Raw genomic sequence first — 26,090 nt, forward strand, 5'->3', positions numbered from 1 at the left:
TCCTTGGTATTCGAATGAAGAAGAGGATGCAAGTAACTGATATTGCGTGTCTTTTTTGATTTCGATACACTGCGGTCCTCGTTTGTTGCCGCTGGAGATTTATTGATGCCTGAAACCCGTCTACGTCGAGTTTCCATCCAGCGGTTCCTACCCGCCTTCAAGTTCCTCGCCGTGGCGCTGTGCGCCTCGGCGTTTTTGCTGCCTGGCGCCCAGGCCGCGAAGAAGGAAAAACCCGCTGCCGCCAAGTCCGCCGTCGCCAAGAAGGCGAAGGCCCCCGCCGAAACCAAGCAGCGCAATGCGTCCGCTTCCAAGGTGGCACGCGGCGGTCGCGCCGAGCAGGCCGACAAGGTCGTGCGCGGCGGTCGCAATGTTGTGGCCACCATCCACAAGAAGAACGGCAAGACCGTCGTTGCCGTGCAGCGCCGTTCGGTGGTGCGCGTCGAGACGCCAGCCCGCCAGTCCTTCGGCCAGATGGCCGGCCTGCACAGCACCGACGACGCACTCGACCTGAAGTCGAGCGTCGCCCTGGTGATCGATCAGGACACCCACGAGGTGCTGTTCAGCAAGAACGACCACGCCGTGCTGCCGATCGCTTCGCTCACCAAGCTCATGACCGGCCTGCTGATCAGCGAAGCCCACCTGCCGAACGACGAGCTCATCACCATCACGCAGGACGACGTCGACACCGAAAAGGGCAGCCGTTCGCGCCTGACCGTCGGCACCACGCTGTCGCGCGGCGAGCTGCTGCACCTGGCGCTGATGTCGAGTGAAAACCGCGCGGCGCACGCGCTGGGCCGCACCTACCCGGGCGGTCTCACGACCTTCGTGAGCATCATGAATGCCAAGGCCCGCATGCTCGGCATGAAGGACACGCGCTACGTGGAGCCCACGGGCCTGTCCAGCCGCAACCAGTCGAGCGCGCAAGACCTGGCGCTGCTGGTCAATGCCGCCTATTCGGACGCCACCGTGCGTTCGCTGTCCACGTCGCCGGAATACCAGGTCGAAGTCGGCAACCGCGTGCTGCAGTTCAACACCACCAACCGCCTTGTGAAGAGCCCGGAATGGGACATCGGCCTGCAGAAGACCGGCTACATCTCCGAAGCCGGCCAGTGCCTCGTGATGCAGGCCAAGGTGGCCGGGCGCAAGCTAATCATGGTGTTCCTGGATTCGGCCGGCAAGTTCAGCCGCATCGCCGACGCCGAGCGGGTTCGCCGCTGGGTCGAGGCCACGCACGCCGTGTCGGGTCCGCGCGGCTTCCAGGTTGCCGGCTGAGATCGATTGAGCGGGGAGGCCGTTAGCGGCCTGCCTGCTGCCCTCGTGGAGGGCTTACCGGCCGGCTCGCTGGAAAGAAGAAGAGTCGAAAGCAATCGGGCGCTCAGGCGCCCGTTGTCACGTTCGTGCCCGACGCAGGCGTCGCGGCCATTCCGTCCTTGAAGCCCAGCGCGCCCGAGATTTCATTGGCGGTCGCCTGCAGCTTGGGCAGCCAGCCTTCGTCGAGGCGATCGGCCGGGGCCGAGATCGACAGGCCCGCCACCAGCTTGCCCTGGTCGTCGTAGATGCCGGCGGCCATGCAGCGCACGCCCAACTCCAGTTCTTCGTTGTCGCGGGCGATGCCGTACTGGCGCGCCTTCGACAGCTCGCGCTCGAGCGCGGGCAGCTGGGTGATGCTGTTGCGGGTGTGGCCGGCCAGGCCGGTGCGCGTGGCGTAGCTGCGCACGCGCTGCGGATCGTCGGCGGCCAGGAACAGCTTGCCGGTCGAGGTCAGGTGCAGGGCGGCACGGCCGCCGATGGCGCGCACCACCTGCATGCCCGAACGTTCGCTGTAGGCGCGCTCGATGTACACGATCTCGTCGCCCTGGCGCATGCTGAGATTGACCGGCTGCTGCGTGAGCTTGTGCAGCTCGCGCATCGGCCCCAGGGCCGCGTCGCGCACGTTCAGCCGGCCCTTGACCAGGTTGCCCAGCTCCAGCAGGCGCATGCCGAGGCGGTAGCTGCCGGCTTCGGGTCGGTCGACGAAGCGGCCGACCGCGAGGTCATTGAGGATGCGGTGCGTGGTCGACGGGTGAAGCCCCGTCTTTTCGCTGATTTCCTTCAGCGAGATCGCTTCTTCGCGCGAGGCCAGGACGTCGATCAGCGAGAACATGCGCTCGATGACCTGGATGACGGGAGTGGCGGGAACGTCGGATAGGTTTTTTCTCATGGCGCAATGCGGTGATGACCGTGCGCCATTTTACCTTGTGAAATCGCTCGGTGCCTGCCAGTGGCCGTCCACCAACACTTCGTGCGGGGAAAAGCGGGCCTTGTAGTGCATCTTGGGGCTGCGCTCGATCCAGTAGCCCAGGTAGACGTGCGGCAGCCCCAGCTTGCGGGCCTGCTCGATCTGCCACAGCACGCTGTAGGTGCCGTAGCCGGCGCCGTCCTCGGGTTCGTAGAAGGTGTAGACGGCCGAGATGCCGTCGCTGAGCACATCGAGGATCGACACCATCTTCAGTGCGCCGGGGCTGCCGTCGGGCAGGGTTTCGCGGAACTCAACCAGCCGCGAGTTGACGCGGCTTTGCAGCAGGAACTGGGTGTACTGGTCGATGCTGTCGTGGTCCATGCCGCCGCCCGAGTGGCGGCCGGTCTGGTAGCGCAGGTAGAGCTGGTAGTGCTCGGGCACGAAGCACAGCTTGAGCACGCGCGCCTGCAGGTCGGCGTGCTGTTTGGCGGTGCGGCGCTGGCTGCGGTTCGGCTTGAAGCTGTGCGCCAGCACGCGCAGCGGGATGCAGGCGCGGCAGCCGTCGCAATAGGGCCGGTAGGTGAACATGCCGCTGCGCCGGAAGCCGCTGAGCACCAGGTCGGAGTAGGCGTCGTTGTGGATCAGGTGGCTGGGCGTGGCCACCTGCGAGCGGGCCTGGCGATCCGGCAGGTAGCTGCAGGGATAGGGCGCCGTCGCGTAGAACTGCAGCGTGTGAAGCGGGAGATCCTTGAGGTGCGTCACGTCACGTCACGTCGAAAGAGGAGGTCGCTCGGAAAGGAGTTCGGACCAGTATACGGGGTCGAATTGCCACTGCGGGTCCTCCTGTTTTCGGGCCTGGGCCACGTGCGCGACGAAGCGTGCGCGCGGCATTTCGCGGGCGCCGAGGCTGGCCAGGTGCGCGGTGTTCTGCTGGCAGTCGATCATTTGGATGTCGGCGCGGCGGCACAGCGCGACCAGGCCGGCCAGCGCGATCTTCGAGGCGTCCGGGCGGCGCGTGAACATCGATTCGCCGAACACGGCCCGGCCCAGCGCCACGCAGTAGAGCCCGCCCGCCAACTCGCCGTCGATCCAGGTTTCGACGCTGTGCGCGTGCCCGGCGTGGTGCAATTGCGTATAGGCCTTGACCATGTCCGGCACGATCCAGGTGCCCGACTGGCCGGCCCGCGCCGACTGCGAACAGGCCTGGATCACCGTTCCAAAATCGTGATCGATGCGCAGCTCGCAGCCGGGCGTCGCGGCAAAACGGCTCAGGGTCTTGCGCAGCGAGCGATGCAGCCGGAAGTCGTCCACCCGCAGCACCATGCGCGGGTCGGGGCTCCACCACAGGATGGGCTGGTCGTCGCTGAACCAGGGGAAGACGCAGCGGCTGTAGGCCTGCATCAGAGTATCGACATCGAGGGAGCCGCCGGCCGCCAGCAGGCCGGGCACCGGGTCCCGTTCGTCCCACGCCGAAGCGGGGTCGGGCAGTGCATCTCCGGGTTCGAGCCAAGGCAGTTGTCGCATGGATGCAGGTATACACGGCTTCTCGAAAACGCAAGCCAGTTGAGGGAAAATCCCGCTCACACGGGAACAGTCCACAAGGCTGCGGCCCTGGTGCCACCGCCGATGGCACGCGAGACAACCCCACAAGACCCGTCGAAAAACCTATAGTGCACAGCTTGCTTTCGCAGTACCACAGCGGATCCGGCAGGCATGTGCAGGGCGCCGGGGATCAGCACAAGAGGACCACGTTGACCACTGAACCCAACCCCACGCGCTTCGGCAGCGGCCAGGCGGTGCGCCGCCTCGAGGACGAAAGCCTGCTCGCAGGCGCCGGCCGTTACACCGACGACGTCACGCTCTCCGAGCAGGCGCATCTCGTCTTCCTTCGCTCCCCCTATCCGCATGCGCGCATCGTGTCCATCGACACGTCCGCGGCCGTCGGCATGCCCGGCGTGCTGCGCGTGATCACCGGGGCCGACCTGGCCGAGGCCGGCGTCAAGCCGATGCCCGGCGCCGCCGGCTTCAAGCGCGCGGACGGCAGCGACAGCGCCAGCCCGCCGCGCCGCGCCCTGGCGCACGAGCGCGCGCGCTTCGTCGGCGAACCGGTGGCGGCCGTCATTGCCGACACCGTGCAGCAGGCGCGCGATGCGGTCGAGGCCGTCATGGTCGACTACGAAGAGCTGCCGATGGTGGTCGACCTGCCGGGCGCGACCGCCGATGGCGCGCCGCTCCTGTGCGAGGAGGCCACGGGCAACATCGCCGCCGAGATGCGCCACGGCAGCAGCGAAGCCGCCACCGCCGCCTTCGAGCGCGCCGCCCACGTGATCGCCCTGGACGTCAACAACCAGCGCGTGGTCGCGCTCACCATCGAGCCGCGCGCCGTGCTCGCCACGCACGACAGCAAGACCGACCGCCTCACGATCCGCATGAGCACCCAGATGCCGTCCGGCGTGCGCGATTCGGTCTGCGCGGCCATCGGCCTCGCCAAGGAAAAAGTGCGCGTGGTCGTGGGCGACGTCGGCGGCGGCTTCGGCATGAAGACCGGCGCCTACCCCGAGGACATCGCGGTCGCCTACGCCGCACTGCAGGTGGGCCGGCCCGTGAAGTGGGTGGCCGACCGCAGCGAAGAGTTCCTCTCGAGCGCGCATGGCCGCGACATCGAGGCGCGTGCCGAAATGGCCCTGGACGCCGACGGCAAGATCCTGGCCCTGCGCATCAAGACGCTCGCCAATGTGGGCGCCTACGCCACCGGCACTGGCGTCGCGATCCAGCTGCTGATCGGCCCCTGGGTGCAGACCAGCGTCTACGACATCCAGACCATCGACTTCCATTTCAAGGCGGTGCTCACCAACACCGCGCCCACCGGCGCCTACCGCGGCGCGGGCCGGCCCGAGGCCATCTTCACCATCGAGCGCCTGATGGACGAGGCCGCGCGCCAGACCGGCATCGATCGCATCGCGCTGCGCCGGCGCAACTTCATCCGCCCTGAGCAGATGCCCTACAAGAACCCGATGGCGCAGACCTACGACACCGGCCAGTTCGAGTCGGTGATGGACCAGGCGCTGCAGCTGGCCGACTGGCAGGGCTTCGAGGCCCGCGCGGCCGAGTCCGCGGCGCGCGGCAAGCAACGCGGCCTGGGCATTGCCACGTTCCTCGAATGGACCGGCGGCAACGTGTTCGAAGAGCGCGTGACCGTCTCGGTGCAGGCCGATGGCGTGATCGAGGTGTTCTCGGCCGTCAACGCCATGGGGCAGGGCATCGCGACCTCGCTCGCGCAGCTGGCCGTCGATGCCTTCGGCGTGCCCATCGAGAAGGTGCGCGTGGTGCTCGGCGACACCGACCGCGGCGACGGTTTCGGCAGCGCCGGCTCGCGCTCGCTCTTCACCGGCGGCTCGGCCGTTCGCATCGGCGCCGAGCGCACCATCGACAAGGCGCGCGAACTCGCGGCGCAGGAGTTCGAGGCGTCCATCGACGACATCGTCTACAGCCGCGGCACCTTCATCGTGGCCGGCACCGACCTCGAACTCGACCTGTTCACCCTGGCCGCCAAGCAGCCGGGGCGCGAGATTTTCGTCGACTCCACCAGCACCGTGGCCGGCCCCAGCTGGCCCAACGGCTGCCACATCTGCGAGATCGAGCTCGACCCGCCCACCGGCGAGATCAGCGTCGTGGCCTACAGCTCGGTCAACGACGTGGGCCGCGTGGTCAACCCGATGATCGTGCGCGGCCAGCTCGAAGGCGGCGCGGTGCAGGGCATCGGCCAGGCGCTGTACGAACAGGTGGTGTACGACAGCGAAACCGGCCAGCCCGTCACCGGCAGCCTCATGGACTACGCCGCGCCGCGCGCCGACATCGTCGACACCATGTTCCAGATGGAAATGGACGAATCGACGCCCTGCAAGAACAACCCGCTGGGCGTGAAGGGCGTGGGCGAACTGGGCACCATCGGCGCCACGCCGGCCATCGTCAACGCGGTGGCGGACGCCTTCGCCCGCAACGGCCTCGGGGCCCGCGCGCCCCGACTGCACATGCCGCTGAGCCCGTCGCGGGTCTGGCAGGCGATGCAAACGATCGACTGAGCGCCGCCGGCCGGTGATCGAAGGGCGACGAAAGTCATCATGCGCGTCACCACCGAACTGCAGACCGACGCAATCCGCGTCTCGACCTACCGCTGCGACGCGGGCGTCGGCGCGGCGCCGTTCACCGAGATGCACGAGACGCACTCGGTCTCGTACGTGCGCAAGGGCAGCTTCGGCTGCCGCGCGCTCGGCCGCGATTACGAGCTGGTGGCCGGCGCGGTGCTGGTCGGCGCACCGGGCGACGACTACGTCTGCACCCACGAGCACTTCGCCTGTGGCGACGAGTGCCTGTCGTTCCACTTCTCGCCGGGCTTCGTCGACCTGATCGGTGCCGACCGGCGCAGTTGGCATGCCTCGGCGTTGCCGCCGCTGCCCGAACTCATGGTGCTGGGCGAACTCGCGCAGGTCGCGGTCGAAGGCGGCAGCGACGTGGGCCTGGACGAGCTGGGCATGGGCTTCGCCAGCCGTTTCCTCGATGTGGTGAAGGGGCGCGGCAAGCCGGCAGCACCGCCGTCGGCCACGCCGCGCGACCGCCGCCGCGCGGTCGAGGCCGCGACCTGGATCGAGGCCCACGCCGCAGGCGAGATCGGCCTGGAAGACGCGGCCGCCCAGGCGGGCCTGAGCGCTTTCCATTTCCTGCGATTGTTCTCCCAGGTGCTGGGCGTCACGCCGCACCAGTACCTCGTGCGCTCCCGGCTGCGCCGCGCGGCGCGCCTGCTGGCGGACAGCGACCTTGCCGTGACCGACGTCGCCCTCGAGGCCGGTTTTGCCGACCTGAGCAACTTCGTGCGCACCTTCCACCGTGCGGCCGGCGTGTCGCCGCGCGGTTTCCGGCTTGCTGCCAAGGGCGACCGCAAGATTTTCCAAGACCGCCTGGCCGCGCTGCTTCACGATGACCGCTTGATCCACCCTTCAAGCAGGAAGTCATCGCCATGTACGACCACATCGGACTGAAAGTCAAAGACCTCGCCGCGAGCCGGCGCTTCTACGAAGCCGCGCTCGCGCCGCTCGGCCACGTGCTGGGCTCCCACGACGACAGCTACGCGGGCCTCGGCCCGGCCGGCGAACCGGCGCTGTGGCTCTATGCCGCGAAAGGTGCGAAAGGCCCGGGCACGCACATCGCGTTCCGCGCGCCCGACCACGCGGCCGTTGCCGCCTTTCACCAGGCCGGCTTGAAGGCCGGCGGCACCGACAACGGCGGCGCAGGGCCGCGCGCCGACTACAGCCCGACCTACTACGCGGCCTTCCTCATCGACCCCGACGGCAACAACGTCGAGGCCGTCTGTCCCTGACACGAAAGGCACCGACCCCATGGCCACCGTCTACAAGGAATTCATCGTCGAGCGTGATGTGGCGCAGGTGTGGGACGCGCTGCGCGACTTCGGCGCGGTGCATACGCGCCTCGCGCCGGGCTTTCTCACCGGCTGCGAACTCGACGGGCAGGGCGCCCGCATCGTCCACTTTGCCAACGGCCTCGTGGCGCGCGAGCTGCTCGTGGCCCTCGACGAAGAGAACCGGCGGCTGGCCTACACCGTGACCGACGGCAAGGCCACGCACCACCACGCTTCGGCCCAGGTGTTCGCACACGGCGAAGGCCGGTCGCGCTTCGTCTGGATTACCGACGTGCTGCCCGACGGGCTCGCGGCGTACGTCGAACCCATGATGGCGCAGGGCGGCGCCGCGATGAAGAAGACGCTGGAGAAAGCCAGCGAACGATGAACACGCCGACAACACCGGCTTCGAGCGAGATCCGGGCGGTCGTGCAGCGCTACGCACAGGCCTGGGCCGCCAACGACCTCAAGGCCATCGTCGACTGCTACCACGACGAAGTCGTCTTTCACTACTTCGGTCGCAGCCCGCTCGCGGGCACGCACCGGGGCAAGGCGGCCTGCCTCGCGGTGCTCAAGCAGGTGAAGGAACGAACGAATCGCCGGCTGGTCGCGATCCGCGATGTGCTGGCCGGCGAGCATTTCGGGCTGATCGTCGCCGTCGAGCAGTTCGAGCATCAGGGGCGCCCGGTCGAACTCGAGCGCCAGCTGCGCTACGCCGTGAAGGACGGCAAGCTCAGCGAATGCTGGATCTACGACGAAGACCAGCGATGGGTCGACGAGGTGTTGTCGTCGCCCGCCGCTCAGAAGTCCTCGAGCGGCAGCCCCACGTAGTTTTCCGCCAGCGCGGTGGACGCCGCGCGCGAGTGCACGAGGTAGTCGAGTTCGGCTTCCTGGATCTTCTGGCCGAAGGCGCCCGTCTCGGGAAAGCGGTGCATCAGCGAGGTGAACCACCACGAGAAGCGCTCGGCCTTCCAGACGCGGCGCAGGCACAGGTCGGAGTAGCGGTCCAGCGCCGAGGCCGATTTTTCGTTGTAGAAAATCTCCAAGGCGCGCGACAGGTACCCCACGTCGGCCGTCGCAAGGTTGAGCCCCTTGGCGCCGGTCGGCGGCACGATGTGCGCGGCGTCGCCGGCCAGGAACAGCGAGCCGAAGCGCATCGGCTCGGCCACGAAGCTGCGCAGCGGCGCAATGCTCTTTTCGAGCGACGGGCCCGTTACCAGCCGTTCGCGCGCTTCGGGGTCGAGGCGTGCGCGCAGCTCGTTCCAGAAGGCCTCGTCGCTCCAGTTTTCCACTTTCTCTTCGGTCGGCACCTGCACGTAGTAGCGCGAGCGCGTGGCGCTGCGCATGCTGCACAGCGCAAAGCCGCGCTCGGTGTTGGCGTAGATGAGTTCGTGCGACACCGGCGGCACGTCGGCCAGCACGCCGAGCCAGCCGAAGGGGTAGACCTTCTCGTAGGTCTGGATCGCGTCGGCCGGCACGCTGGCGCGGCTCACGCCGTGGTAGCCGTCGCAGCCGGCGATGAAGTCGCACTCGATCTCGTGCGTCTGGCCGTCTTTCTCGTAGCGAACGCGCGGCTTGGCCGAATCGAAGTCGTGCAGGCTGACGTTGGCTGCGCTGTAGATCGTCGTGAGGCCTTCGGCCGTGCGCGCTTCCATCAGGTCGCGCGTCACCTCGGTCTGGCCGTACACCGTGACCTGCTTGCCGCCCGTGAGGCCGTGCATGTCGATGCGATGGCGCGCGCCCTTGAACAGCAGCTCGATGCCGTCGTGCGGCAAGCCCTCGGCCTTGGCGCGGGTGTCGACGCCCGCGCGCGCCAGCAGGTCCATCGTGACCTGCTCGAGCACGCCGGCGCGGATGCGGCCCAGCACGTAGTCGCCGCTCTGGCGCTCCACGATGACGTTGTCGATGCCTGCCTTGTGCAGCAGCTGGCCGAGCAGAAGGCCGGCGGGGCCTGCGCCGATGATGGCGACCTGGGTGCGCATGTTCGTGTCTCCGAAAGGGTTTTGCCAAGCGTAGGGCGCGGGCGGCCGGTTGGGGCGGCGGCTGGAGAGGCTCTGTGCGATCATGCGAACGCGTGCGCGATGATCGCGCAACACTTCATCAGCCGACCGATCCACGACGAACTCCCGACGACGAATGACCATCGCCCGCGCCGACTTCATCGAGGGCATCGCCAAGGGGATGGCGGTGCTCGAAAGCTTCGACACCGAGCGCCAGCGCCTGAACGCCACGCTGGCGGCCGAGCGTGCCGGCCTCACGCGCGCCGCCGCCCGGCGCCACCTGCTCACGCTGGCCCACCTGGGCTACCTGGAAACCGACGGCAGCTACTTCTGGATGGCGCCGAAGGTGCTGCGCTTCTCGGGCAGCTACCTGGCCTCGTCGCGCCTGCCGCGCGCGCTGCAGCCCACGCTGAACCGGCTCGCGGCGCAGACGGGCGAGTCGTTCTCGGCCGTGGTGCTCGACGGCGAAGAGGTGGTCATCGTCGCGCGCAGCGGCAGCTACGGCACGCCCACGCGCGTGCTGGCCTACGGCCTGCACCTGGGCGCGCGCCTGCCGGCCCACGCCACCTCGACCGGGCGCGTGCTGCTGGCCGCCATGGCCGCCACGCAGCTCACGCAGTGGCTCAAGGGCCGGCACCTGGCGCGGCTCACGCCACACACCATCACCCAGGCACGCGCGCTGCGCCAGCGCATCGCGCAGGTGCGCAAGGACGACTACTGCTTCGCCAGCGAAGAGCACGAACTCGGCGTGCAGGCGCTGGCGGTGCCGCTGCGCGACATGCAAGGCCACACGGTGGCGGCGCTCAACGTGGTGCTGTCGGGCACGCGCTACCAGGAAGAGACCTTGCAGCGCGAGATGCTGCCGCTGCTGTTCGAAGCGGCGCGCGAGGTGCGCTCCCTCCTGTGAACGCAGGCGCGCTGAACTTTCGGCGCCGGCGCGGCCTCGAACCCCCGAAACGGACACCACCATGCGACTCCTGCTTCTCGAAGACGACGTGATGATCGGCGAGGCCGTGCTCGACCTGTTGCGGGCCGAACAGTACGCGGTCGATTGGGTGAAGGACGGCGACGCCGCCGAATCCGCATTGCGCACCCAGCAGTACGACCTCGTGCTGCTCGACCTGGGCGTGCCGCGCCGCGACGGCCTGGAAGTGCTGCGCGCCTTGCGTGCGCGCAAGCAACGCATGCCGGTGCTGATCGCCACCGCGCGCGACTCGGTGCAGCAGCGCATCGAAGGGCTCGATGCCGGCGCCGACGACTACGTGCTCAAGCCCTACGACCTCGACGAGCTGCTGGCCCGCATCCGCGCCTTGCTGCGGCGCGCATCCGGACGTGCCGAGCCGGTCTACGAGCACATGGGCGTGAGCATCAACCCCGCCACGCGCGAGGTCGCGGTGAACGGCGAGCCCGTGGTGCTGTCGGCGCGTGAGTGGGCGGTGCTCGAGCCGCTGCTGGCCCGCCCGGGCATGGTGCTCTCACGCGCCCAACTGGAAGAAAAGCTCTACGGCTGGAAGGACGAGATCAGCAGCAACGCGGTCGAGGTCTACGTGCACGGCCTGCGCAAGAAGCTGGGCGCGGAGCTGATCCGCAACGTTCGCGGCGTCGGCTACATGGTGCCCAAGGCATGATGCGCCGCGTGATGCGATGGACCGGATCGCTGCGCGCGCGGCTGCTGGTGTTTCTGCTCGCGGCCATCGTGCTCGCGGCCGGCGCGCAGGCGCTGGTGGCCTACCGCACGGTGCTGAAAGAGGCCGACGACATCTTCGACTACCACATGCAGCAGATGGCGCTGTCGCTGCGCGCGGGCCTGCCGCCGAGTGCGGCCGTGGGCGGGCTCGGCGGCGCGGAGCAGAACTTCGATTTCGTGGTGCAGGTGTGGACGGTCGACGGCGTGCGCATCTTCGAATCGGCCGAAGAAGCCGCGCTGCCGCAGCTCGCGGTGCTGGGCTTTGCCGACGTGCGCGCCCGTGGCACGACCTACCGCGTGTTCTCGATGCAGACGCGCGGGCTGGTGATCCAGGTGGCGCAGGACATGGCGGCGCGGCGCCACATGGCGGGCTCGCTCGCGCTGCGCACCATCGTGCCCGTGGCGCTGATGGCGCCGCTGTTGATGCTGGTCGTGTGGTGGGTGGTGAGCCTGTCGCTGGCGCCCGTGGCGCGCGTGCGCCGGCAGGTGGCATCGCGGCAGGCCGACGACCTCTCGCCCGTGAGCGAAGAGAACCTGCCCGAAGAAGTGCGCCCGCTGGTGCAGGAACTCAACCTGCTGTTCGGCCGCGTGCGCCATGCCTTCGATGCGCAGAAGCACTTCGTGGCCGATGCCGCGCATGAACTGCGATCGCCGCTGGCGGCGCTCAAACTGCAGGTGCAGGGCCTGCAGCGCGCCCCCGACGACGCGGCGCGCGCGCTGGCCGTGAGCCGGCTGTCGGCCGGCATCGACCGCGCCACGCGCCTCGTCGAGCAGATGCTGGCGCTGGCCCGTCACGAGGCCAGCGTGGCTGCGGGCGCGAAGCCCGAGGCGGTCGACCTGGCCGAGGTGGCGCGCCTGGCGATCTCCGATGCGGTGGCGGCCGCGCAGGCGCGCCGCATAGACATCGGCGTGGCGCAAGCCGACGCGGGCGCCACTGTGAGCGGTCAGCCCGAGGCGCTGCGCATGCTGCTGCGCAACCTGATCGACAACGCCGTGAAGTACACGCCCGAAGGCGGGCGGGTCGATGTCGGCCTCGTGAAGCGCGCCGACGCGGTGGAGCTGCGCGTGGACGACAGCGGCCCCGGCCTGCCCGAGGCCGAGCGTGCGCGCGTGCTCGATCGCTTCTACCGCTCGGGTGAGCCGCAGGCGCCGGGCAGCGGGCTGGGGCTGGCCATCGTGAAGTCGATTGCCGACCTGCACGGCGCCACGGTGGCGTTGGAAAAATCCGCAAGCCTCGGTGGGCTGTGCGTGCGCGTGGTGTTCGCTCCCCCAGAGAAAGTAAATTCCGTTTAAGCGACGCCTAAGTCAAGGCCGCGACATTCCTTTCACCGTGTTTGCGCTCCGGCGCAGGATTGAAAGGAATCGAAGAATGAAAACCGCCCTGACTTCCCCCCGTGCCCTCGTGATCGCGCTGGCCGCAGCCGGTGTGATCGGTGCCGTCGGCGCCGGTGCCTACACCAGCGCCCGCGCCGTGGGTGCGCCGGCCACCACCGCCGCCGTGGCAGCGCCGGCCGCGATGGTCACCTTGCCCGACTTCTCGACCATCACCTCGCGCGATGGCCCGGCCGTGGTCAACATCAGCGTGACCGGCACCGAGAAGGCCCCGGACGACGACACCATGGCACAGCTGCAGGGCATCGATCCGGACGATCCGATGTTCCAGTTCTTCCGCCACTTCCAGGGGCAGATGGGACCGCGAGGCCAACAGCAGCAACAGCAGCGCGCCGTGCCGGTGCGCTCGCAGGGCTCGGGCTTCATCGTCGACCCGAGCGGGATCATCATGACCAACGCCCACGTCGTGAAGGACGCGAAGGAAGTCACCGTCAAGCTGACCGACCGCCGCGAGTACCGCGCCAAGGTGCTGGGCGCCGATGCCAAGACCGACATCGCGGTGCTCAAGATCGACGCCAAGAACCTGCCGGTGCTCGCGCTGGGCAACACCAAGGACCTGAAGGTCGGCGAATGGGTGCTGGCCATCGGCTCGCCCTTCGGCTTCGAGAACACCGTGACGGCCGGCGTGGTGAGCGCCAAGGGCCGCTCGCTGCCCGACGACAGCTACGTGCCCTTCATCCAGACCGACGTGGCCGTGAACCCCGGCAACTCGGGCGGGCCGCTGCTCAATGCGCGCGGCGAGGTGGTCGGCATCAACTCGCAGATCTACAGCCGCAGCGGCGGCTACCAGGGCGTGTCGTTCGCCATTCCGATCGACGTGGCGGTGCAGGTGAAGGACCAGATCGTCGCCACCGGCAAGGCCACGCACGCGCGCCTGGGCGTGGCGGTGCAGGAGGTGAACCAGGCCTTCGCCGATTCGTTCAAGCTCGACAAGCCCGAGGGCGCGCTGGTCTCGAACATCGAGAAGGGCGGCCCCGGCGACCATGCCGGCCTGAAGGCGGGCGACGTGATCCGCAAGGTCGACGGCCAGGCCATCGTGTCGTCGGGCGACCTGCCGGCCGTCATCGGCCAGCAGGCGCCGGGCAAGAAGGTCACGCTCGAGGTGTGGCGCCAGGGCGAGCGCCAGGAGCTGCAGGCCAAGCTCGGCGATGCCAGCGACAAGCCGGCGCAGGTCGCCAAGGCCGACAACACGGCGGGGCAGGGCAAGCTCGGCCTGGCGCTGCGCCCGCTGCAGCCGCAGGAACAGCGCGCGGCCTCGGTCGACGGCGGTCTGCTGATCGAGGACGTGGCCGGCCCGTCGGCGATGGCCGGGGTGCAGGCCGGCGACGTGCTGCTGGCCATCAACGGCACGCCGGCCAAGAGCCTGGAGCAGGTGCGCCAGGCGGTGGCCAAGGCCGACAAGTCGGTGGCGCTCTTGATCCAGCGCGGCGAGGACAAGATCTTCGTGCCGGTGCGCCTGGGCTGACCGGCCCGGCCGGGCTCAGGGCAGCGCGCAGGGCCAGTCGAGCGACACGCGCGTGCCGCCGGCCTGCGCGTCGGCCCGCTCGATCTGCAGCCGCGCCCCGATGGCCTGCGCCCGCGAACGCATGTTCGCGAGGCCGTGGCCACCGGGGCGTTCGTTCGCCGGCAGCCCGCGGCCGTTGTCGGTGAGCACGATGCGCACCAGAGGCGGCGTCTGCTCGCCGTGCCAGCCGACGTGCATCACGATGCGCGTGGCGCCCGCATGCTTCAGCACGTTGGTGAAGGCCTCCAGCAGGATGCGTTGCAACTGCAGTGCAGCCTGCGCGGCAAATGGCGCGAGCGTGGGGATGAGGGCGACGTCCCACACCAGTTCGATGCCGGCCGCGTCCAGCCGGGGCTGCAGGCGGTAGCGCAGCGTGGCCAGCACGGTGGTCAGGTCGTCGTGCATGGGCTGCAGCGAATCGACCGCCATGCGCATCTCGTCGAGCGCCAGCTTCACGTGCTCCTCGACCACGTCGCGGTCGGGCGCAGGCTGGTTCACCACGTTGAGCAGGCCCACGAGCTGCGAGCCCACGCCGTCGTGGATCTCCCGCATGATGCGCTGGCGCTCCAGCAGCACGGCCTGTTCCTCCTGCTGCTTGCGCACGGTTTCGAAGGCGCCGCGCAACTGCTCTTCGCGCTCGGCCACGCGCGCGGCGAGGTTGGCGTTGAGTGAGCGGTAGTCGGCCACGGTGCGGCTGTAGCGCTCCACCACGAGGCCGGCCAGGATCATCACGAAGAAGAAGATCGCGTGCGAGGTGAGCGTGTAGTAGGCGCCGCCGAACAGGCCCATGCGCACCAGCAGGAGGTCGTGCGCGCCCGCCAGGATGGCCAGCGTGCCCGCCGCCATCAGCACGCCCGCGATGCGCCGCCGCGCCACCAGCGCGCCGTGCACCACGTAGGGCAAGCAGATGGTGCTCGTGACCTGCAAGATCGCCAGCCCCGTGGTCCACAGCGCCGGCAGCGCGAAGGCGAAGGAGGCACAGGCCAGCACCACCGACAGCGCCAGCGCCCCGTAGATGGAGCGCACCAGCCAGGGCGGGTTGCGGTCGAGCACCAGCAGCACGAAGCGCGCGATCAGCCCGATGTGGCAGGCATAGCAGACCGCCACCACGGCGCCCCACAGCGGCCAGGGCACGGGCCCTTCGGTCAGCACGCGGTCGAGGTTGCGCGCCACGCCCGAGAGCGCGGCCAGTGCGAAGCAGCCGTAGAGCGCGTCGCGCTGGCGCAGCCACAGCCCGGCGGCCAGGCCGCCCATCAGCAGCAGGCTCACGGCGTAGACGATGGCCGAGGTGTTGCGCCAGTTCTGCTGCGAGCGGTGCAGCGGGGCCAGGGAGGCCTCGGGGCCGTAGAGCACGCTGGCCAGCCCGCCGCCACGCTGGCGCTGGATGGTGGCCTGGATGAGCAGCTCCTGCGGCTGGCCATCGCCGCGCCGCAGCGCGGCGGCCAGCGGGATCAGCAGGTTGGCCTTGCCGGCGTCGTAGGCCGGGTCGCCGAGCACGCCGTAGTTGGCGACCAGCGCGCCGTTGAACCACACGGCGGCCTGGTTGCCCAGGCCCGACATCAGGAGCGCCTGGGCGTCGTCCGCGCGGGCGGCGTCCGGGGGCAGCACGATGCGGTAGCTGGCCTTGCCGCCGCGCCCCGGAAACTCGTGGTCCCAGCGAAAGGGCAGCGCCACCTGCCGCACCTGCAGCGGCAGGCCGTCGGGTTCGAGGCTGGCTTCGGCCCAGTCCACATCGGTGGTGCCCGGGGGGGTGGCCGCATGGGCGAAGGGGGCTGCGAGCACCAGCCACAGCAGCAGTTGCAGCACGGCTTGCATGCGGGAAAAGAAGGGGCGGCTCACGCGGCTAGGAAAGCCGGCCTGGAGGGCGGGTCGCCAACACGGCGTCCGAGGGTGGGGGCGCATCCAGCTTGCCGTAGATGTTTCTGATATGGGTTTGAACCGTCGATGCGGAGACTCCCATCTGCGCGCCGATTTCGGCATAGGTGAAACCACGAGACACCCGGTCGAGCACGTCAGCCTCGCGCGACGAGAGCTGCCCGGGCGCACTGTCTGTGGCCTGCCAGCGCCGCAGCAGCTGCCGCGCGATGCCCGGCGGCAGCGGCGAGCCGCCGGCGCCCAGGTGGCGCAGGTGTGCGGCCAGGTCGGCCTCGGTGCCGTCCTTGAGCAGGTAGCCGCGCGCACCGGCCTCGAAGGCCTGCACCATGTGGGTCTCGTCGCCGAAGATCGTGAGCACCATCACCGCGCAGGCCGGCTGCATGCGGCGGCACTGGCGGATCACCTGCAGGCCGGGGTGGTCGGGCAGGCCGAGGTCGACCAGCAGCACGTCGACCGGGTTGTCCGTGAGCCAGTTCAGGATGTCGACCGCGTTCGAGGCGCTGAAGGCCAGCGCCAGCGCGGGGTCGGCGCCGATCACGCGGGCGATGCGCTCGCGCATGCCGCTGTCGTCCTCGACCACGGCGACCTGGGTGGCGGTCAGGGGCATGGCGGGCTTCCGCAGGCGAGACCGGGGCCGAGGCGCATGGGCAGATCCGTTTCCGTTCGGAGGTTGCAGGTGCCGCAAGCCTATCGGCCGGTATCGGGCGAGCCCATCCTATAGACGGGGGATGGGGGTACCCTGCCGGCGCGCGATGGTGTCCAGCCGTGTCGCGACGCGCGCCACGTGCTGCACCAGTTCGGGAGGCGACTCGATTTCGATGTCGTGGCCCAGGCAGCCCAGCCACACGGCCAGCGCGTCGAGCGAGCTGGCGCCGGTGACGACGCGTGTGCGGTCCGCGTCGAGGGCTTCGGGCACGCCGCCCACCCAGCCCAGGTGCGGTTCCAGCGCCGCGAGCGGGGCATGCACGATCACGCGTGCGTGGTGCAGGTAGGGCGAAACCTTGAGCGCGTGTTCCATGTAGGCCTCGACGTCGCCCAGCGGCAGGTGGCGCGCAGTGAAGCGTGCGCCCGTCGGTTCGGCGTCGACGATGCGGTCGAGACGGAAGGTGCGCCAGTCCTGGCGCGCCGTGTCCCAGGCCAGCAGGTACCAGCGCTGGCCGGTCTGCACCACGCGATGCGGCTCCACGGTGCGCGCCGTGGCGGTCTGATGGTGGTCCTGGTAGCCGAAGCGCAGTTCGCGCCGCTCGGTGCAGGCCTCGGCGAACATCGACACCGCCTTCACGCGCACGCCCGACTTGCTGCGCATCACCGGCACCACCGAGGCGCGCACGCTGCCCAGGCGGCGCTGCAGGCGCGGCGGCATCAGCTGGTCGAGCTTGGCGAGGGCGCGCATCGAGGCGTTGCCGATGTCGCCTTCGCCCGTGCCGGCATGGCCGAGCGCCAGCGCCACCGCAATGGCTTCTTCGTCTTCCAGCAGCAGCGGCGGCAGGGCACTGCCCGCACCCAGTCGGTAGCCGCCGGCCACGCCCGAGGTGGAGTCGACCGTGTAGCCGAGGCTGCGCAGCCGGTCGACGTCGCGGCGCAGCGTGCGCTCGGTGATCTCCAGGCGCTCGGCCAGGGCGGCGCCGGTCCAGGCGCGCTGGGCCTGGAACAGCGCGAGCAGGCGAAGCAGGCGGGCGGAAGCGGACAGCATGGGCCGCATCATGCCTGCGATCGAGGACAGCACCTGTCCGCAATAGGTCGTAGCCTTGGGTTTCCTCCACTCGTTTCCACGGACACCGACCATGAAGAAGACCTATCACGGCAGCTGCCACTGCGGCAAGGTGCGCTTCCAGGCGCTCATCGACCTCGCCGCGGGCACCGGCAAGTGCAACTGCTCGATCTGCATGAAGTCGCGCGGCTGGGGCGCCATCGTCAAGCCGGACGACTTCACGCTGCTGTCGGGCGAGAACGACCTGTCGAGCTACCAGTTCGGCTCGTTCAGCGCCGAGCACCTGTTCTGCCGCCATTGCGGCGTCAAGTCCTTCGGGCGCGGCAACGTGCCGGAGATCGGCGGCGCGTACGTCAGCGTGAACGTCTCCTGCCTGGACGACGCGACGCTCGAAGAGCTGTCCACCGCGCCGGTGCGCTACATGGACGGTCGCCACAACAACTGGTTCGAGGTGCCGGCGGAGGTGCGCTACCTCTGAGCGGGTCAAGGGCAGGGGCACGCTTTCGGATGAGAATGTCCGTTGCTTCACCTGCTGCGAACGAAACCAATGAACGACGAACTCGAAGCCCGCATCCGTTCGGGCCAGGCGCTGTCCGAATCGATGGGCAACTTCCACGTGACCGGCTGGGACGCCGAGCACAAGACGCTGAAGGCCGCCTTCACCGTGCGGCGCGAGTACTGCCACACGAACGGCACGATCGCCCAGGGCGGCTTCATCACCGCCTGGCTCGACGCCGCCATGGCCCATGCGGTCATGCACGACACCGAGCAGGCGCAGACGGTCTTCAGCCTGGAGATCAAGGTGAGCTTCTACGAGAAGGTCGGCCCTGGCGAAGGCCGGGTCGAGGGGCGCGTGATCCGGCGCGGGAAGCGCGTGGCGTTTCTCGAAGCGGCGCTCTACAACCCCGATGGGAAGTTGGCCGCAGAGGCCACGTCGACCGGGATACTGGCGAGCCTCTAGGCTAGGCCCGCCCGACCTGGGCCTGTATCTCGCGGATCACCGCTTCCTTTTCCCGGTTGTAGACATGCGGGTTGGCCGGGTCGATGCTGTGGGCGCGGTCCTTGGCTTCTTCGTACTTCCTGCGCAGGTCCGGGCGCCGGTCGAGCACTGCCATGAATGCCAGCGAGTCCACGTGCACCGGGTCGCCGCGATGGCAGATGTGCAGGTTGACATTGAACCTGCGCCCGTCGTGCAGCACGGACGCGCAGACGTAGGGCTTCTCGTCCGTGTCGACCCACACGGGGCGGCGGTGAAACCCGAGGGCTTCGAATTCCGCCTGAGCCATGCGCAGGTCGTCATGAAGCATGATCGCCGCGATGTCGACCATCGGCTTTCCTCGCAGGCCGACGATGGCCGTGCTCCCGATGTGCACGAGTTCCACGCCCTCGAGCTGCGCTTGCACATGGCGCTGCACCTGCGCGAACACCTCGGCGTACGCCGGGTCGTAGGGCAGGATGTGGCGCTGGTCCAGGCTCTCGTCGAAGGCGAGGAGCTTCATCGCACGATGCGCGCGAGCCAGGCCAGCAGCACGGCCACGACTTCGTCGCGGTTGGTCTCGTTGAGCGTCTCGTGGCGCGCGCCGCCGAACACATGGCACGACACGTCGCGCAGGCCGGCCTCGCGGTAGCGCTGCACCAGCGGGTAGAACCACTCGGCCTTGTTGCTGACCGGGTCCTGGTCGCCGGTGAACAGGTACAGCGGCAACTCGGCCCGGATGCGCGTCTGCATTGCGGCGGGCGTGAGTTCGTCGAGGTTCGCGAACATGGAACCCATGCCTTCGGCCGACACGGTGAAGCCGCACAGCGGGTCGGCGATGTAGGCATCGACCTGGGCCGGGTCGCGGCTGAGCCAGTCGAAGGGCGTGCGCACGTCGGGCAATGCGGCGTTCATGTCCTCGAGCCGGAAGCCGCTTTGCAGCGCGCCGCCCAGCAGGTCGAGCGCCGTGGTGCCCGACAGCACCGCGCCCGACAGCAGCTCGCTGTGTCGCACCAGGTAGTACTGCGTGGCGAACGAGCCCATGCTATGGCCGACGAGGACCAGCGGCAGCCCGGGGTGCTCGGCGCGTGCGTGGCGGCTGAGCAGCGCCATGTCGTCCACGAGGCCGGCGAATCCGCGCGGGCCGAACTCGCCGAGTTCGTCGCGCGCGGCGGCGCCGGGGCCGTGGCCGCGGTGCTCGTTCGCGTAGACGACGTAGCCGGCCTGCGTGAGCGCATCGGCCAGCGGCCGGTAGCGCAGCGAATGCTCGCCCATGCCATGCGCCAGCTGCACGATGGCGCGCGGCGCGGTGCCCTGCCAGCGGTGGGCCTCCACCGGATGGCCGTCGTTGGCGGTCAGTTCGAAGTGGGTCTCGGTGCTCGGCATGCGGGGTCCTCCAGGGAAGTGGACTTGCATCCTAATCGTTGACGGCCCGCAGCATGGCCTTGCGCAGCCACGCCTGCGCCGGGTCCTTGTCGGTCACTGCGCGCCAGGCCATCCGCAGCGGATAGCTGGGGCTGTCGAAGGGCAGGGGCTCGCAGCGCAGGCCGGTCTGCGCCGACAGCGCCAGCGCCACATGCTCGGGCACCGTGGCCAGCAGGTCGGTGCCGGCGAGCACGGCGGGCAGGCTGCCGAACTGCGGCACCGAGAAGAGCACGTCGCGCTGGCGTCCGAGTTCGCCCAGCGTTTCGTCGACGGTGCCGCACAGGTCGCCGGCATAGGTCACGAGCAGGTGGCGCCGGCGGCAGTAGTCGTCGAGCGACAGCCTGCCGGGCGCGGTGTCGGCCCGGAGCACGGCAAAGCGCGCGGTGCGGACCTTGCGCACCTTCGCATCGGCGGGCAGGTCTTTCAGGAACGACATCACCGCGCTGACACGGCCCTGGTCGAGGTAGCGCATGGCGTTGCGGTAGCAGACCGTGAGCGTCACCAGCTTGGCGCCGGGCACTTCGGTGCTCAGGGCGCGCAGCAGGCGGGGCAGCATCGCGATCTGCAGGTCGTCGGTCAGGCCGATGCGGAACACCGGCGCGGCGCGTGCCGGTTCGAAGTCGGCCTGCGCGCGGAACGTGGCCTCGATCTGCGCGAGCGCGGGGCCCAGGCCCTGCATCAGGGCGAGCGCCCGTGCGGTGGGTTCCATCACGCGGCCCTGGCGCACCAGCAGCGGATCGCCCGTGAGATCGCGCAGTCGCGCGAGCGCATGGCTCACCGCGGGCTGGCCGAGGTTCAGCCGCTCGGCAGCGCGGCTGACATGGCGCTCGCGCATGAGCGCGGCCAGCACGGTGAGCAGGTTCAGGTCGATGCGGTTGAGTTCGATGGGTTTCATCGGGGTCCTGGCGTTATCGATGGTGCGCATAGCGACTATCCCGCGAATCGATTTCCTTGATGACGCCGCGGCCTCTAGATTGAAGCCATCGGTCATTCAAGAAAGAAGGAGAGTTGTCATGAGCAGGATGGTTCGCTTCCACGCATTCGGTGGTGCCGAGGTTCTGAGGCTCGAAGAGGTCGCGGTGCCCGCGCCGGGCATTGGCGAGGTGCGCATCGCGGTGCAGGCCATCGGCCTGAACCGGGCCGACGCGTTGTGGCGCGAGAACCTGTACATCGAAGACGCGACGTTGCCGGCGGGGCTGGGCAACGAAGCCGCCGGCGTCATCGAGGCCGTGGGCGAGGGCGTCGAAGGGCTGGGCGTGGGCGACCGGGTCGCGGTGCTGCCGGGGGCGAGCCAGGGGCTGTATCCGACCTACGGCGACCGCATCCTCTTTCCGGCCGCGCATGTGGTGCGGCATCCCGCCAACCTGTCGGCCGTGCAGGCTGCGGGCGCCTACATGGCGTATCTCACGGGCTACTTCCCGATGTTCGAGATCGCACGGCTGCAGCGCGGCCAGGTCATGCTGGTCACCGGGGCGTCATCGGGCACCGGCATCGCGGCGCTGCAGATGGCGCGCGTGGCGGGCATCGTCGCCATCGCGGTCACGCGCACGGCGGCCAAGCGCGACGCGCTGCGGGAAGCGGGCGCTGCGCACGTGGTCGTGACGGACGAAGAAGACGTGGTCGAGCGCGTGCTGGCGCTCACCGAGGGCCGCGGTGTCGACCTGGTGTACGACGGCGTAGGTGGCGCGCAGGTCGAGCGGCTCGGCGACGTGGTCGCGCATGGCGGCTGGTATGTGCTGTATGGCTTGTCGGGCGGCGCCGAATTCAAGTTTCCGGTAGTTGCGCAGTTCCGCAAGAGCTGGCGCTTCCACGTCTACAAGGTGCTGGAGCACACGGGTGCCGCCACCATGGGGTTGCCGCGCGACGCGGCCGCATTGGGTCGCGCGCTGGCCTTCATCGATGCAGGCCTTGCCGATGGCACGCTGCATGTGCGCATCGACCGCAGCTTCGCGCTCGACGACGTGGTGCAGGCCCATCGCTACCTCGAGCGCGCCGGGCATATCGGCAAGGTCGTGCTTGAGGTCTGAGCGGCGCTCAGGCGGCGGACGTCAGTCGGTACCAGGCCACCCCGTCGTCGGCAATGTCGCACGCGATCTCGCCGCGGTGGCGCAGGTAGTTGAGGCAGGCGAGGCTTTCACCGGTCGCCATGCCCAGCAACGGCACGTCGGATTCGGCGATGCTGCGCGCGAACAGGCTCGTGAACACATCGACCGCGCGCTTCGGCGTCTTCAATGCGTTGCGCAAGCGGTCGAGCGAGCGCTCCTGCCCGTGCTGCAGCCGGTCGATGCGCGCATGCAGGCCGCGGAAGCACTCGTTGTGCGACGGCAGCACCAGCACGTCGTCGGGCACTTCGCGCTTGAGCTTGGCGAGCGACGCGAGCCAGTCGGCCATCGGGTCGGCATCGGGTTCGACGGGCGAGACCGAGACGTTCGACGAGATGCGCGGCAGGATCTGGTCGCCCGAGATCAGCACCTTCAGGTCGGGGCAGTACAGGCACGCATGCTCGGGCGAGTGGCCGTTGCCGGTGACGACGCGCCAGTCGTGCGCGCCGATGCGCAACACCTCGCCATCGCGCAGGCGCCGGAAGCTGTCGGGCAGCGGGTGGATGTGCTTGCCGAAGTTGCCGAAGCGCGTGCGGTAGGTCTCGATGGCCGCCTCGCCCCAGCCGGCGCGCCGATAGAAGGCGATGGCGTCGTCGGGCGCTTCGCGGCCGGTGTCGGACACCATCACGCGGCACATGAGGTATTCGGAGCGGGTCATCCAAAGCCGCACGCCGAACTTGCGCGTGAGCCAGCCGGCCATGCCGACGTGGTCGGGGTGCATGTGCGTCACGAAGACGCGGGTGAGGCCGCGCGTGTCGGGCGAATTGGCGAACAGCTCGCGCCAGACCGCCACCGTTTCCTCGGTGCGCACGCCGGTGTCGACCACGGCCCAGCCGTCGCCGTCGTCCAGCGCCCACAGGTTGATGTGGTCGAGCGAATAGGGCAGCGGCATGCGGATCCAGTGGACCCCGTCGGCGACCTCGATCGACTTGCCGCGTGGCGGAAGCTCCGCAAAGGGATAAACAAGCTTGCCCTTGGCTGCTTCCGCCGACTCTTCCAAACCATCCATCGTGTTTCACCTCCAGAGGGATGAATTGTGAACCCGACCGGCATTCGGCCCGGGTCACATCGAAGACGATGGACGGCCGCGCTTACTTGCGGCGCGGGCGGGCGGCGCCCGGCGCCGAGGTCTGCGACGGGGCGGCACCGCCGTCCACGCCCAGCCGGCCGCCGCCGCCCAGGCCCTGGCCGCGCACCGTCTGCGCCTTGTAGTTGCGCAGCGAACGGACCATCTGGTTGAAGGCGTCCATGAAGGCCGCGGCGATCACCTTGCCTTGTGCGGTATTGGTGTAGCCGCCGATGCCGCCCGCACCGCCGCGGCCACCGAGGCCGCCGAAGCCTGCGAAGTCGGTCTTGGAGGCACTGCCTTCGGCCGCAGCCACCTGCACGCCCGAGCGGTTGTCGATGAGCGTCAGCAGCGCGCTGGCTTCCTTGGTCTGCAGGCTGGCGCCGACAGCCGCGATGGCACGGCCACGGCCGCCGCCCACGAGGCCGCCGAGCGCGCCGCCGATGCCGCCGGCGTCGTTGTTGCTGAACACGATCTCGGGCGACAGGCCGTAGTCGGAGGCCACCATCTGGCCGCGGCCGAAGTTGCTGCCGCCGCGCATCTCGCCCGATTGCATCAGCGCGCGTTCGCGCGTCATGGCGTTCATGCCGGCCGCGCCGCGCTCGACCACCACGAAGCAGTTCGACTGCTGCACCAGCAGGCGCAGCAGGTTGGCCGTGGGCGGCAGGCGGTATTCACCGGTGAGGATGGTGTACCAGCCGGCATTGACGTTCTCGATCAGCGAGACGGTACCGAGCGGCGAGTCGCAGCGTTCGAGCTGGCTGCTCTCGCCCGAGGTGGCGCCGCCGGCGGCGCTGCCCGTGGCCGTGGTCTTGGCCGCCGGAGCGCCCATCTGCATGTCCATGGTCTGGCAACCGGAAAGCGCGAGCAGGCCCGCGAGTGCGCTGGCGAGAGAGAGTTTGGAAAAAGGCATGTCCCTGTCCGTCAAATGAAAACAATGTGGCGTCCGCCCCACCGGCGGGCGCCGCGCCCGCGCGACGATACGGGCCGCCCGATGCGCGGGCCAGTGTCGAAAGTCACACGGTCAGGAACATTTGTGGCGCTTGTCGGGGCTTGGTTACAGTCCGAACTCCATTCGCAGGAGTTTTCAGATGGCCACAAAGAAGAGGAATATCGTGGGAGAAGCCGCCGTCGAACTGACGACGCAGCAGGTGGCGCAGGCCCTGGCCATTGCCGGGGCGTCGGGCTACAGCGGCAGCGCCGATCCGTCGTTCGTGGGGGCGGTGCTGGTGGCGCTGGCGGTCAACACGAGTTCCGTCAGCGCGACCATCGACAGTGCGAAGAGCAGGGGCCCCGGCGTCGCCGGCGTGCTGCAGCACTGACCGGCCGGCGGGGCGCCGGCCTCCGGCCTTAACCGGCGCACTTTCAGGTCGTGTAGTCGCCGCTGGCTTCCGGCTGGAACAGCACGGCGATCACGCGCGCGCTGTGTTCGCCGCCGCCGGGCGTCTTCCAGCGCGCGACCGCGCCGGTCTTCTGGCCCAGCAGGCCGATGCCGACGGGCGAGAACACCGAGATGAAGCCCGTGGTCGGGTTCGCGTCGGCGGGATAGCAGATCACGATCTTCTGCCGCTGTCCGGCGGGCAGGTCTTCGATTTCCACCTGGGTGTACATCGTCACGATGTCCGAGGGCATTTCCCGTGACGGAAGGATGTCGGCCGTGTCGAGCAGATCGACCAGGGCCGGGGGAAGAGGCGTGTCCGCGAATTTGCTGAGGCGGACGTAATCGAGTTCGGTGAGCGTGCGCTCCCCGTGAACGGTTGAAAGCATGAAGCACTCCAGATGAACGCAACCCGCCTTTCCAACAGACAGGGTCGCTACCGCGCGGTGTGGTGCCCGGCGGTCAAGGTGTGCGCATCAAGAAGAAGGTAGCGGACCGCCGGGCTCAGGAATGTGCGGACGTGCGTCGGAGGACCGACGTGGCCGCCGCGACGACGGCGCCCACACGACGACCGGCCGCTGCCATGGGCAGGGCTGCGCGCGCAGGGTGTCGACGGGGCGAGAGGAGAGCCATGGGGCGCGAGTGTAGGGGATTCTGGCCAGATTGGCCAATTATGGCCCTACGGGTGCAGCGAGGAATTGCCGTGGAATCTCTGGATTCAATCAGTAGAACGCCTGAATTGAAATCAAGAGCCTGTGATTCGAGATGACGTGAATGAGTGATGGGAAAAGGGTGGGCAAGCGCTCATATTTACCGGATTCTTTGCGAGTTCGATATTTTCCTGACCACCGGGATTTCTCTGTAATTCATCGATGAATAATTTCTTGTGCCGCATTGAATGAGTGATTTCAAATTAATCTTATGGGTTCGAATTCATTGAGAATATTATTTGGTGCATAAGGGGTACGCCTGGGGTTGCTGTTGTTGTCATTCGATCTCAATTGTTTTGACTCTCCCAGAAGCTTGAAAGCTTCAATTGAGGGGGCTTCAGGTCGAACGAAATGGTGGATGCATTTTGTTTGTTCAATATGTCTCATTTGCGCATCCTCTGTTCTTTTGTTTGATTGCCATAAAAGCCCCGAGACATAAGAATTCAGTACGCAAAAATCTAAGTGGCCGATTGCCTTCAATTGCAAGCAATGTTGGCTATTTGTTTGCAATAAGAGGTTGATTGCAAATTTTGCGACGTGAATTTCAAATATTGTTAATTGGGGTTTGAATGACAGCATCCACATGGGACTTGTTCTTGTCGTCGTCGCGAGGCTGCGCAGGGGCGGTCCACC

Annotated in this window: 28 protein-coding genes; 14 read left to right on the top strand and 14 right to left on the bottom strand. The window is 68.5% G+C overall.

The features are described from left to right. Positions 1-105 precede the first annotated feature (105 nt). A complete protein-coding gene (locus AC07O4_RS04085; RefSeq protein WP_062478078.1) occupies positions 106-1,272 on the top strand; it encodes a serine hydrolase in 1,167 nt (388 codons plus the stop codon). 103 nt (positions 1,273-1,375) lie between these two features. Here the strand turns inward: AC07O4_RS04085 and AC07O4_RS04090 are convergent, their stop codons facing one another. From AC07O4_RS04090 to aat, 3 genes are read right to left on the bottom strand one after another with little or no spacing between them, the layout of a single operon-like run. Beyond that, the gene (locus AC07O4_RS04090; protein ID WP_159271612.1) at positions 1,376-2,200 is read right to left on the bottom strand and encodes an IclR family transcriptional regulator; all 825 of its coding nucleotides are present in this window, start codon (positions 2,198-2,200) and stop codon (positions 1,376-1,378) included. A 30-nt stretch (positions 2,201-2,230) separates the two neighbouring features. Beyond that, complete coding sequence (locus AC07O4_RS04095; RefSeq protein WP_062478083.1) at positions 2,231-2,980, bottom strand: arginyltransferase; 750 nt, start codon at positions 2,978-2,980, stop codon at positions 2,231-2,233. A 6-nt stretch (positions 2,981-2,986) separates the two neighbouring features. Beyond that, complete coding sequence (gene aat, locus AC07O4_RS04100; RefSeq protein WP_495303814.1) at positions 2,987-3,742, bottom strand: leucyl/phenylalanyl-tRNA--protein transferase; 756 nt, start codon at positions 3,740-3,742, stop codon at positions 2,987-2,989. 227 nt (positions 3,743-3,969) lie between these two features. Here aat and AC07O4_RS04105 point away from each other — a divergent pair, with 227 nt between their 5' ends. The 5 genes from AC07O4_RS04105 to AC07O4_RS04125 are packed head-to-tail and all read left to right on the top strand — an operon-like array spanning position 3,970 to position 8,462. Beyond that, positions 3,970-6,300, top strand: coding sequence for a xanthine dehydrogenase family protein molybdopterin-binding subunit (locus tag AC07O4_RS04105; RefSeq protein WP_495303815.1), 2,331 nt, complete (start codon positions 3,970-3,972; stop codon positions 6,298-6,300). Between the two features lie 39 nt (positions 6,301-6,339). Continuing rightward, positions 6,340-7,254, top strand: a complete 915-nt coding sequence (locus AC07O4_RS04110) for a helix-turn-helix domain-containing protein (RefSeq protein ID WP_495303816.1) — start codon at positions 6,340-6,342, stop codon at positions 7,252-7,254. Beyond that, positions 7,233-7,592: a VOC family protein gene (locus tag AC07O4_RS04115; protein WP_495303817.1), complete on the top strand. Its 360-nt coding sequence runs from the start codon at positions 7,233-7,235 to the stop codon at positions 7,590-7,592. The genes AC07O4_RS04110 and AC07O4_RS04115 overlap by 22 nt, the downstream gene beginning before the upstream one ends. 19 nt (positions 7,593-7,611) lie before the next feature. After that, on the top strand, positions 7,612-8,019 hold the full coding sequence (locus tag AC07O4_RS04120; protein WP_495303818.1) for an SRPBCC family protein: 408 nt from the start codon (positions 7,612-7,614) through the stop codon (positions 8,017-8,019). Continuing rightward, entirely contained in the window at positions 8,016-8,462 is a 447-nt protein-coding gene (locus tag AC07O4_RS04125; protein WP_495303819.1) for a nuclear transport factor 2 family protein, read from the top strand. Before AC07O4_RS04120 ends, AC07O4_RS04125 begins: the two co-directional genes overlap by 4 nt. Here AC07O4_RS04125 and pobA read toward each other — a convergent pair. Beyond that, positions 8,432-9,613 (bottom strand): 4-hydroxybenzoate 3-monooxygenase, encoded by a 1,182-nt coding sequence (pobA, locus tag AC07O4_RS04130; RefSeq protein WP_062478138.1) that lies wholly within the window; start codon positions 9,611-9,613, stop codon positions 8,432-8,434. The genes AC07O4_RS04125 and pobA overlap by 31 nt on opposite strands. 154 nt (positions 9,614-9,767) lie before the next feature. Between pobA and AC07O4_RS04135 the strand changes: the two genes are divergently transcribed. The 4 genes from AC07O4_RS04135 (at position 9,768) to AC07O4_RS04150 (ending at position 14,175) form a co-directional block, all read left to right on the top strand. Then, positions 9,768-10,538 carry an IclR family transcriptional regulator domain-containing protein gene (locus tag AC07O4_RS04135; RefSeq protein ID WP_070060906.1) on the top strand — a complete coding sequence of 257 codons (771 nt, stop codon included), beginning with the start codon at positions 9,768-9,770 and terminating at the stop codon, positions 10,536-10,538. A gap of 61 nt (positions 10,539-10,599) precedes the next feature. Further along, entirely contained in the window at positions 10,600-11,259 is a 660-nt protein-coding gene (locus AC07O4_RS04140) for a response regulator (RefSeq protein ID WP_062478105.1), read from the top strand. Positions 11,260-11,270: 11 nt separating this feature from the next. Next, positions 11,271-12,611, top strand: a complete 1,341-nt coding sequence (locus AC07O4_RS04145) for an ATP-binding protein (protein WP_495303820.1) — start codon at positions 11,271-11,273, stop codon at positions 12,609-12,611. Positions 12,612-12,687: 76 nt separating this feature from the next. Continuing rightward, positions 12,688-14,175 carry a Do family serine endopeptidase gene (locus AC07O4_RS04150; protein ID WP_095745516.1) on the top strand — a complete coding sequence of 496 codons (1,488 nt, stop codon included), beginning with the start codon at positions 12,688-12,690 and terminating at the stop codon, positions 14,173-14,175. Between the two features lie 15 nt (positions 14,176-14,190). Here AC07O4_RS04150 and AC07O4_RS04155 read toward each other — a convergent pair whose 3' ends face one another. The 3 genes from AC07O4_RS04155 to AC07O4_RS04165 all read right to left on the bottom strand — a co-directional run bounded on the left by AC07O4_RS04155 (position 14,191) and on the right by AC07O4_RS04165 (position 17,782). Next, positions 14,191-16,029 (bottom strand): sensor histidine kinase, encoded by a 1,839-nt coding sequence (locus tag AC07O4_RS04155; RefSeq protein ID WP_095950186.1) that lies wholly within the window; start codon positions 16,027-16,029, stop codon positions 14,191-14,193. A 28-nt stretch (positions 16,030-16,057) separates the two neighbouring features. Next, complete coding sequence (locus AC07O4_RS04160; RefSeq protein WP_495303821.1) at positions 16,058-16,696, bottom strand: response regulator; 639 nt, start codon at positions 16,694-16,696, stop codon at positions 16,058-16,060. 108 nt (positions 16,697-16,804) lie between these two features. Further along, a complete protein-coding gene (locus AC07O4_RS04165) occupies positions 16,805-17,782 on the bottom strand; it encodes a helix-turn-helix transcriptional regulator (protein ID WP_495303822.1) in 978 nt (325 codons plus the stop codon). A 91-nt stretch (positions 17,783-17,873) separates the two neighbouring features. On the opposite strand from AC07O4_RS04165, the gene AC07O4_RS04170 reads away from it, so the two are divergent. Together AC07O4_RS04170 and AC07O4_RS04175 are read left to right on the top strand one after the other, a co-directional pair. Then, entirely contained in the window at positions 17,874-18,278 is a 405-nt protein-coding gene (locus AC07O4_RS04170) for a GFA family protein (protein ID WP_139704153.1), read from the top strand. 69 nt (positions 18,279-18,347) lie between these two features. After that, positions 18,348-18,761, top strand: coding sequence for a PaaI family thioesterase (locus AC07O4_RS04175; protein ID WP_062478117.1), 414 nt, complete (start codon positions 18,348-18,350; stop codon positions 18,759-18,761). A 1-nt stretch (position 18,762) separates the two neighbouring features. Here the strand turns inward: AC07O4_RS04175 and AC07O4_RS04180 are convergent, their stop codons facing one another. From AC07O4_RS04180 to AC07O4_RS04190, 3 genes are read right to left on the bottom strand one after another with little or no spacing between them, the layout of a single operon-like run. Next, the gene (locus AC07O4_RS04180; protein ID WP_495303823.1) at positions 18,763-19,299 is read right to left on the bottom strand and encodes a GrpB family protein; all 537 of its coding nucleotides are present in this window, start codon (positions 19,297-19,299) and stop codon (positions 18,763-18,765) included. After that, a complete protein-coding gene (locus AC07O4_RS04185) occupies positions 19,296-20,162 on the bottom strand; it encodes an alpha/beta fold hydrolase (RefSeq protein ID WP_495303824.1) in 867 nt (288 codons plus the stop codon). The genes AC07O4_RS04180 and AC07O4_RS04185 overlap by 4 nt, the downstream gene beginning before the upstream one ends. A gap of 31 nt (positions 20,163-20,193) precedes the next feature. Continuing rightward, positions 20,194-21,096 (bottom strand): LysR family transcriptional regulator, encoded by a 903-nt coding sequence (locus AC07O4_RS04190; protein ID WP_495303825.1) that lies wholly within the window; start codon positions 21,094-21,096, stop codon positions 20,194-20,196. A 118-nt stretch (positions 21,097-21,214) separates the two neighbouring features. On the opposite strand from AC07O4_RS04190, the gene AC07O4_RS04195 reads away from it, so the two are divergent. Then, a complete protein-coding gene (locus AC07O4_RS04195) occupies positions 21,215-22,228 on the top strand; it encodes a zinc-dependent alcohol dehydrogenase family protein (protein ID WP_495303826.1) in 1,014 nt (337 codons plus the stop codon). A 7-nt stretch (positions 22,229-22,235) separates the two neighbouring features. Here the strand turns inward: AC07O4_RS04195 and AC07O4_RS04200 are convergent, their stop codons facing one another. Continuing rightward, entirely contained in the window at positions 22,236-23,312 is a 1,077-nt protein-coding gene (locus tag AC07O4_RS04200) for an MBL fold metallo-hydrolase (RefSeq protein ID WP_095745508.1), read from the bottom strand. Between the two features lie 82 nt (positions 23,313-23,394). Next, positions 23,395-24,282, bottom strand: coding sequence for a CsgG/HfaB family protein (locus tag AC07O4_RS04205; protein ID WP_095950180.1), 888 nt, complete (start codon positions 24,280-24,282; stop codon positions 23,395-23,397). 178 nt (positions 24,283-24,460) lie between these two features. Here AC07O4_RS04205 and AC07O4_RS04210 point away from each other — a divergent pair, with 178 nt between their 5' ends. Continuing rightward, on the top strand, positions 24,461-24,691 hold the full coding sequence (locus tag AC07O4_RS04210; RefSeq protein ID WP_062472430.1) for a hypothetical protein: 231 nt from the start codon (positions 24,461-24,463) through the stop codon (positions 24,689-24,691). Positions 24,692-24,734: 43 nt separating this feature from the next. Here the strand turns inward: AC07O4_RS04210 and AC07O4_RS04215 are convergent, their stop codons facing one another. Further along, positions 24,735-25,136 carry a GreA/GreB family elongation factor gene (locus AC07O4_RS04215; RefSeq protein WP_062472433.1) on the bottom strand — a complete coding sequence of 134 codons (402 nt, stop codon included), beginning with the start codon at positions 25,134-25,136 and terminating at the stop codon, positions 24,735-24,737. Positions 25,137-25,655: 519 nt separating this feature from the next. Beyond that, positions 25,656-26,042 carry a hypothetical protein gene (locus AC07O4_RS04220; RefSeq protein ID WP_307588615.1) on the bottom strand — a complete coding sequence of 129 codons (387 nt, stop codon included), beginning with the start codon at positions 26,040-26,042 and terminating at the stop codon, positions 25,656-25,658. Positions 26,043-26,090 lie beyond the last annotated feature (48 nt).

The organism is Variovorax sp. GW821-FHT09D04 (genome assembly GCF_059416405.1).

Excerpts from the sequence above, each read along its gene's own strand:
- AC07O4_RS04165 (WP_495303822.1), bottom strand. The coding sequence starts at position 17,782 with ATGCTGTCCGCTTCCGCCCGCCTGCTTCGCCTGCTCGCGCTGTTCCAG.
- AC07O4_RS04140 (WP_062478105.1), top strand. The coding sequence starts at position 10,600 with ATGCGACTCCTGCTTCTCGAAGACGACGTGATGATCGGCGAGGCCGTG.
- AC07O4_RS04085 (WP_062478078.1), top strand. The coding sequence starts at position 106 with ATGCCTGAAACCCGTCTACGTCGAGTTTCCATCCAGCGGTTCCTACCC.
- AC07O4_RS04145 (WP_495303820.1), top strand. The coding sequence starts at position 11,271 with ATGCGATGGACCGGATCGCTGCGCGCGCGGCTGCTGGTGTTTCTGCTC.
- AC07O4_RS04205 (WP_095950180.1), bottom strand. The coding sequence starts at position 24,282 with ATGCCTTTTTCCAAACTCTCTCTCGCCAGCGCACTCGCGGGCCTGCTC.
- AC07O4_RS04090 (WP_159271612.1), bottom strand. The coding sequence starts at position 2,200 with ATGAGAAAAAACCTATCCGACGTTCCCGCCACTCCCGTCATCCAGGTC.
- AC07O4_RS04210 (WP_062472430.1), top strand. The coding sequence starts at position 24,461 with ATGGCCACAAAGAAGAGGAATATCGTGGGAGAAGCCGCCGTCGAACTG.
- AC07O4_RS04150 (WP_095745516.1), top strand. The coding sequence starts at position 12,688 with ATGAAAACCGCCCTGACTTCCCCCCGTGCCCTCGTGATCGCGCTGGCC.
- AC07O4_RS04115 (WP_495303817.1), top strand. The coding sequence starts at position 7,233 with ATGTACGACCACATCGGACTGAAAGTCAAAGACCTCGCCGCGAGCCGG.
- aat (WP_495303814.1), bottom strand. The coding sequence starts at position 3,742 with ATGCGACAACTGCCTTGGCTCGAACCCGGAGATGCACTGCCCGACCCC.
- AC07O4_RS04160 (WP_495303821.1), bottom strand. The coding sequence starts at position 16,696 with ATGCCCCTGACCGCCACCCAGGTCGCCGTGGTCGAGGACGACAGCGGC.
- AC07O4_RS04190 (WP_495303825.1), bottom strand. The coding sequence starts at position 21,096 with ATGAAACCCATCGAACTCAACCGCATCGACCTGAACCTGCTCACCGTG.
- AC07O4_RS04120 (WP_495303818.1), top strand. The coding sequence starts at position 7,612 with ATGGCCACCGTCTACAAGGAATTCATCGTCGAGCGTGATGTGGCGCAG.
- AC07O4_RS04215 (WP_062472433.1), bottom strand. The coding sequence starts at position 25,136 with ATGCTTTCAACCGTTCACGGGGAGCGCACGCTCACCGAACTCGATTAC.
- AC07O4_RS04220 (WP_307588615.1), bottom strand. The coding sequence starts at position 26,042 with ATGTGGATGCTGTCATTCAAACCCCAATTAACAATATTTGAAATTCAC.
- AC07O4_RS04135 (WP_070060906.1), top strand. The coding sequence starts at position 9,768 with ATGACCATCGCCCGCGCCGACTTCATCGAGGGCATCGCCAAGGGGATG.
- pobA (WP_062478138.1), bottom strand. The coding sequence starts at position 9,613 with ATGCGCACCCAGGTCGCCATCATCGGCGCAGGCCCCGCCGGCCTTCTG.
- AC07O4_RS04180 (WP_495303823.1), bottom strand. The coding sequence starts at position 19,299 with ATGAAGCTCCTCGCCTTCGACGAGAGCCTGGACCAGCGCCACATCCTG.
- AC07O4_RS04185 (WP_495303824.1), bottom strand. The coding sequence starts at position 20,162 with ATGCCGAGCACCGAGACCCACTTCGAACTGACCGCCAACGACGGCCAT.
- AC07O4_RS04125 (WP_495303819.1), top strand. The coding sequence starts at position 8,016 with ATGAACACGCCGACAACACCGGCTTCGAGCGAGATCCGGGCGGTCGTG.
- AC07O4_RS04200 (WP_095745508.1), bottom strand. The coding sequence starts at position 23,312 with ATGGATGGTTTGGAAGAGTCGGCGGAAGCAGCCAAGGGCAAGCTTGTT.
- AC07O4_RS04170 (WP_139704153.1), top strand. The coding sequence starts at position 17,874 with ATGAAGAAGACCTATCACGGCAGCTGCCACTGCGGCAAGGTGCGCTTC.
- AC07O4_RS04195 (WP_495303826.1), top strand. The coding sequence starts at position 21,215 with ATGAGCAGGATGGTTCGCTTCCACGCATTCGGTGGTGCCGAGGTTCTG.
- AC07O4_RS04175 (WP_062478117.1), top strand. The coding sequence starts at position 18,348 with ATGAACGACGAACTCGAAGCCCGCATCCGTTCGGGCCAGGCGCTGTCC.
- AC07O4_RS04155 (WP_095950186.1), bottom strand. The coding sequence starts at position 16,029 with ATGCAAGCCGTGCTGCAACTGCTGCTGTGGCTGGTGCTCGCAGCCCCC.
- AC07O4_RS04110 (WP_495303816.1), top strand. The coding sequence starts at position 6,340 with ATGCGCGTCACCACCGAACTGCAGACCGACGCAATCCGCGTCTCGACC.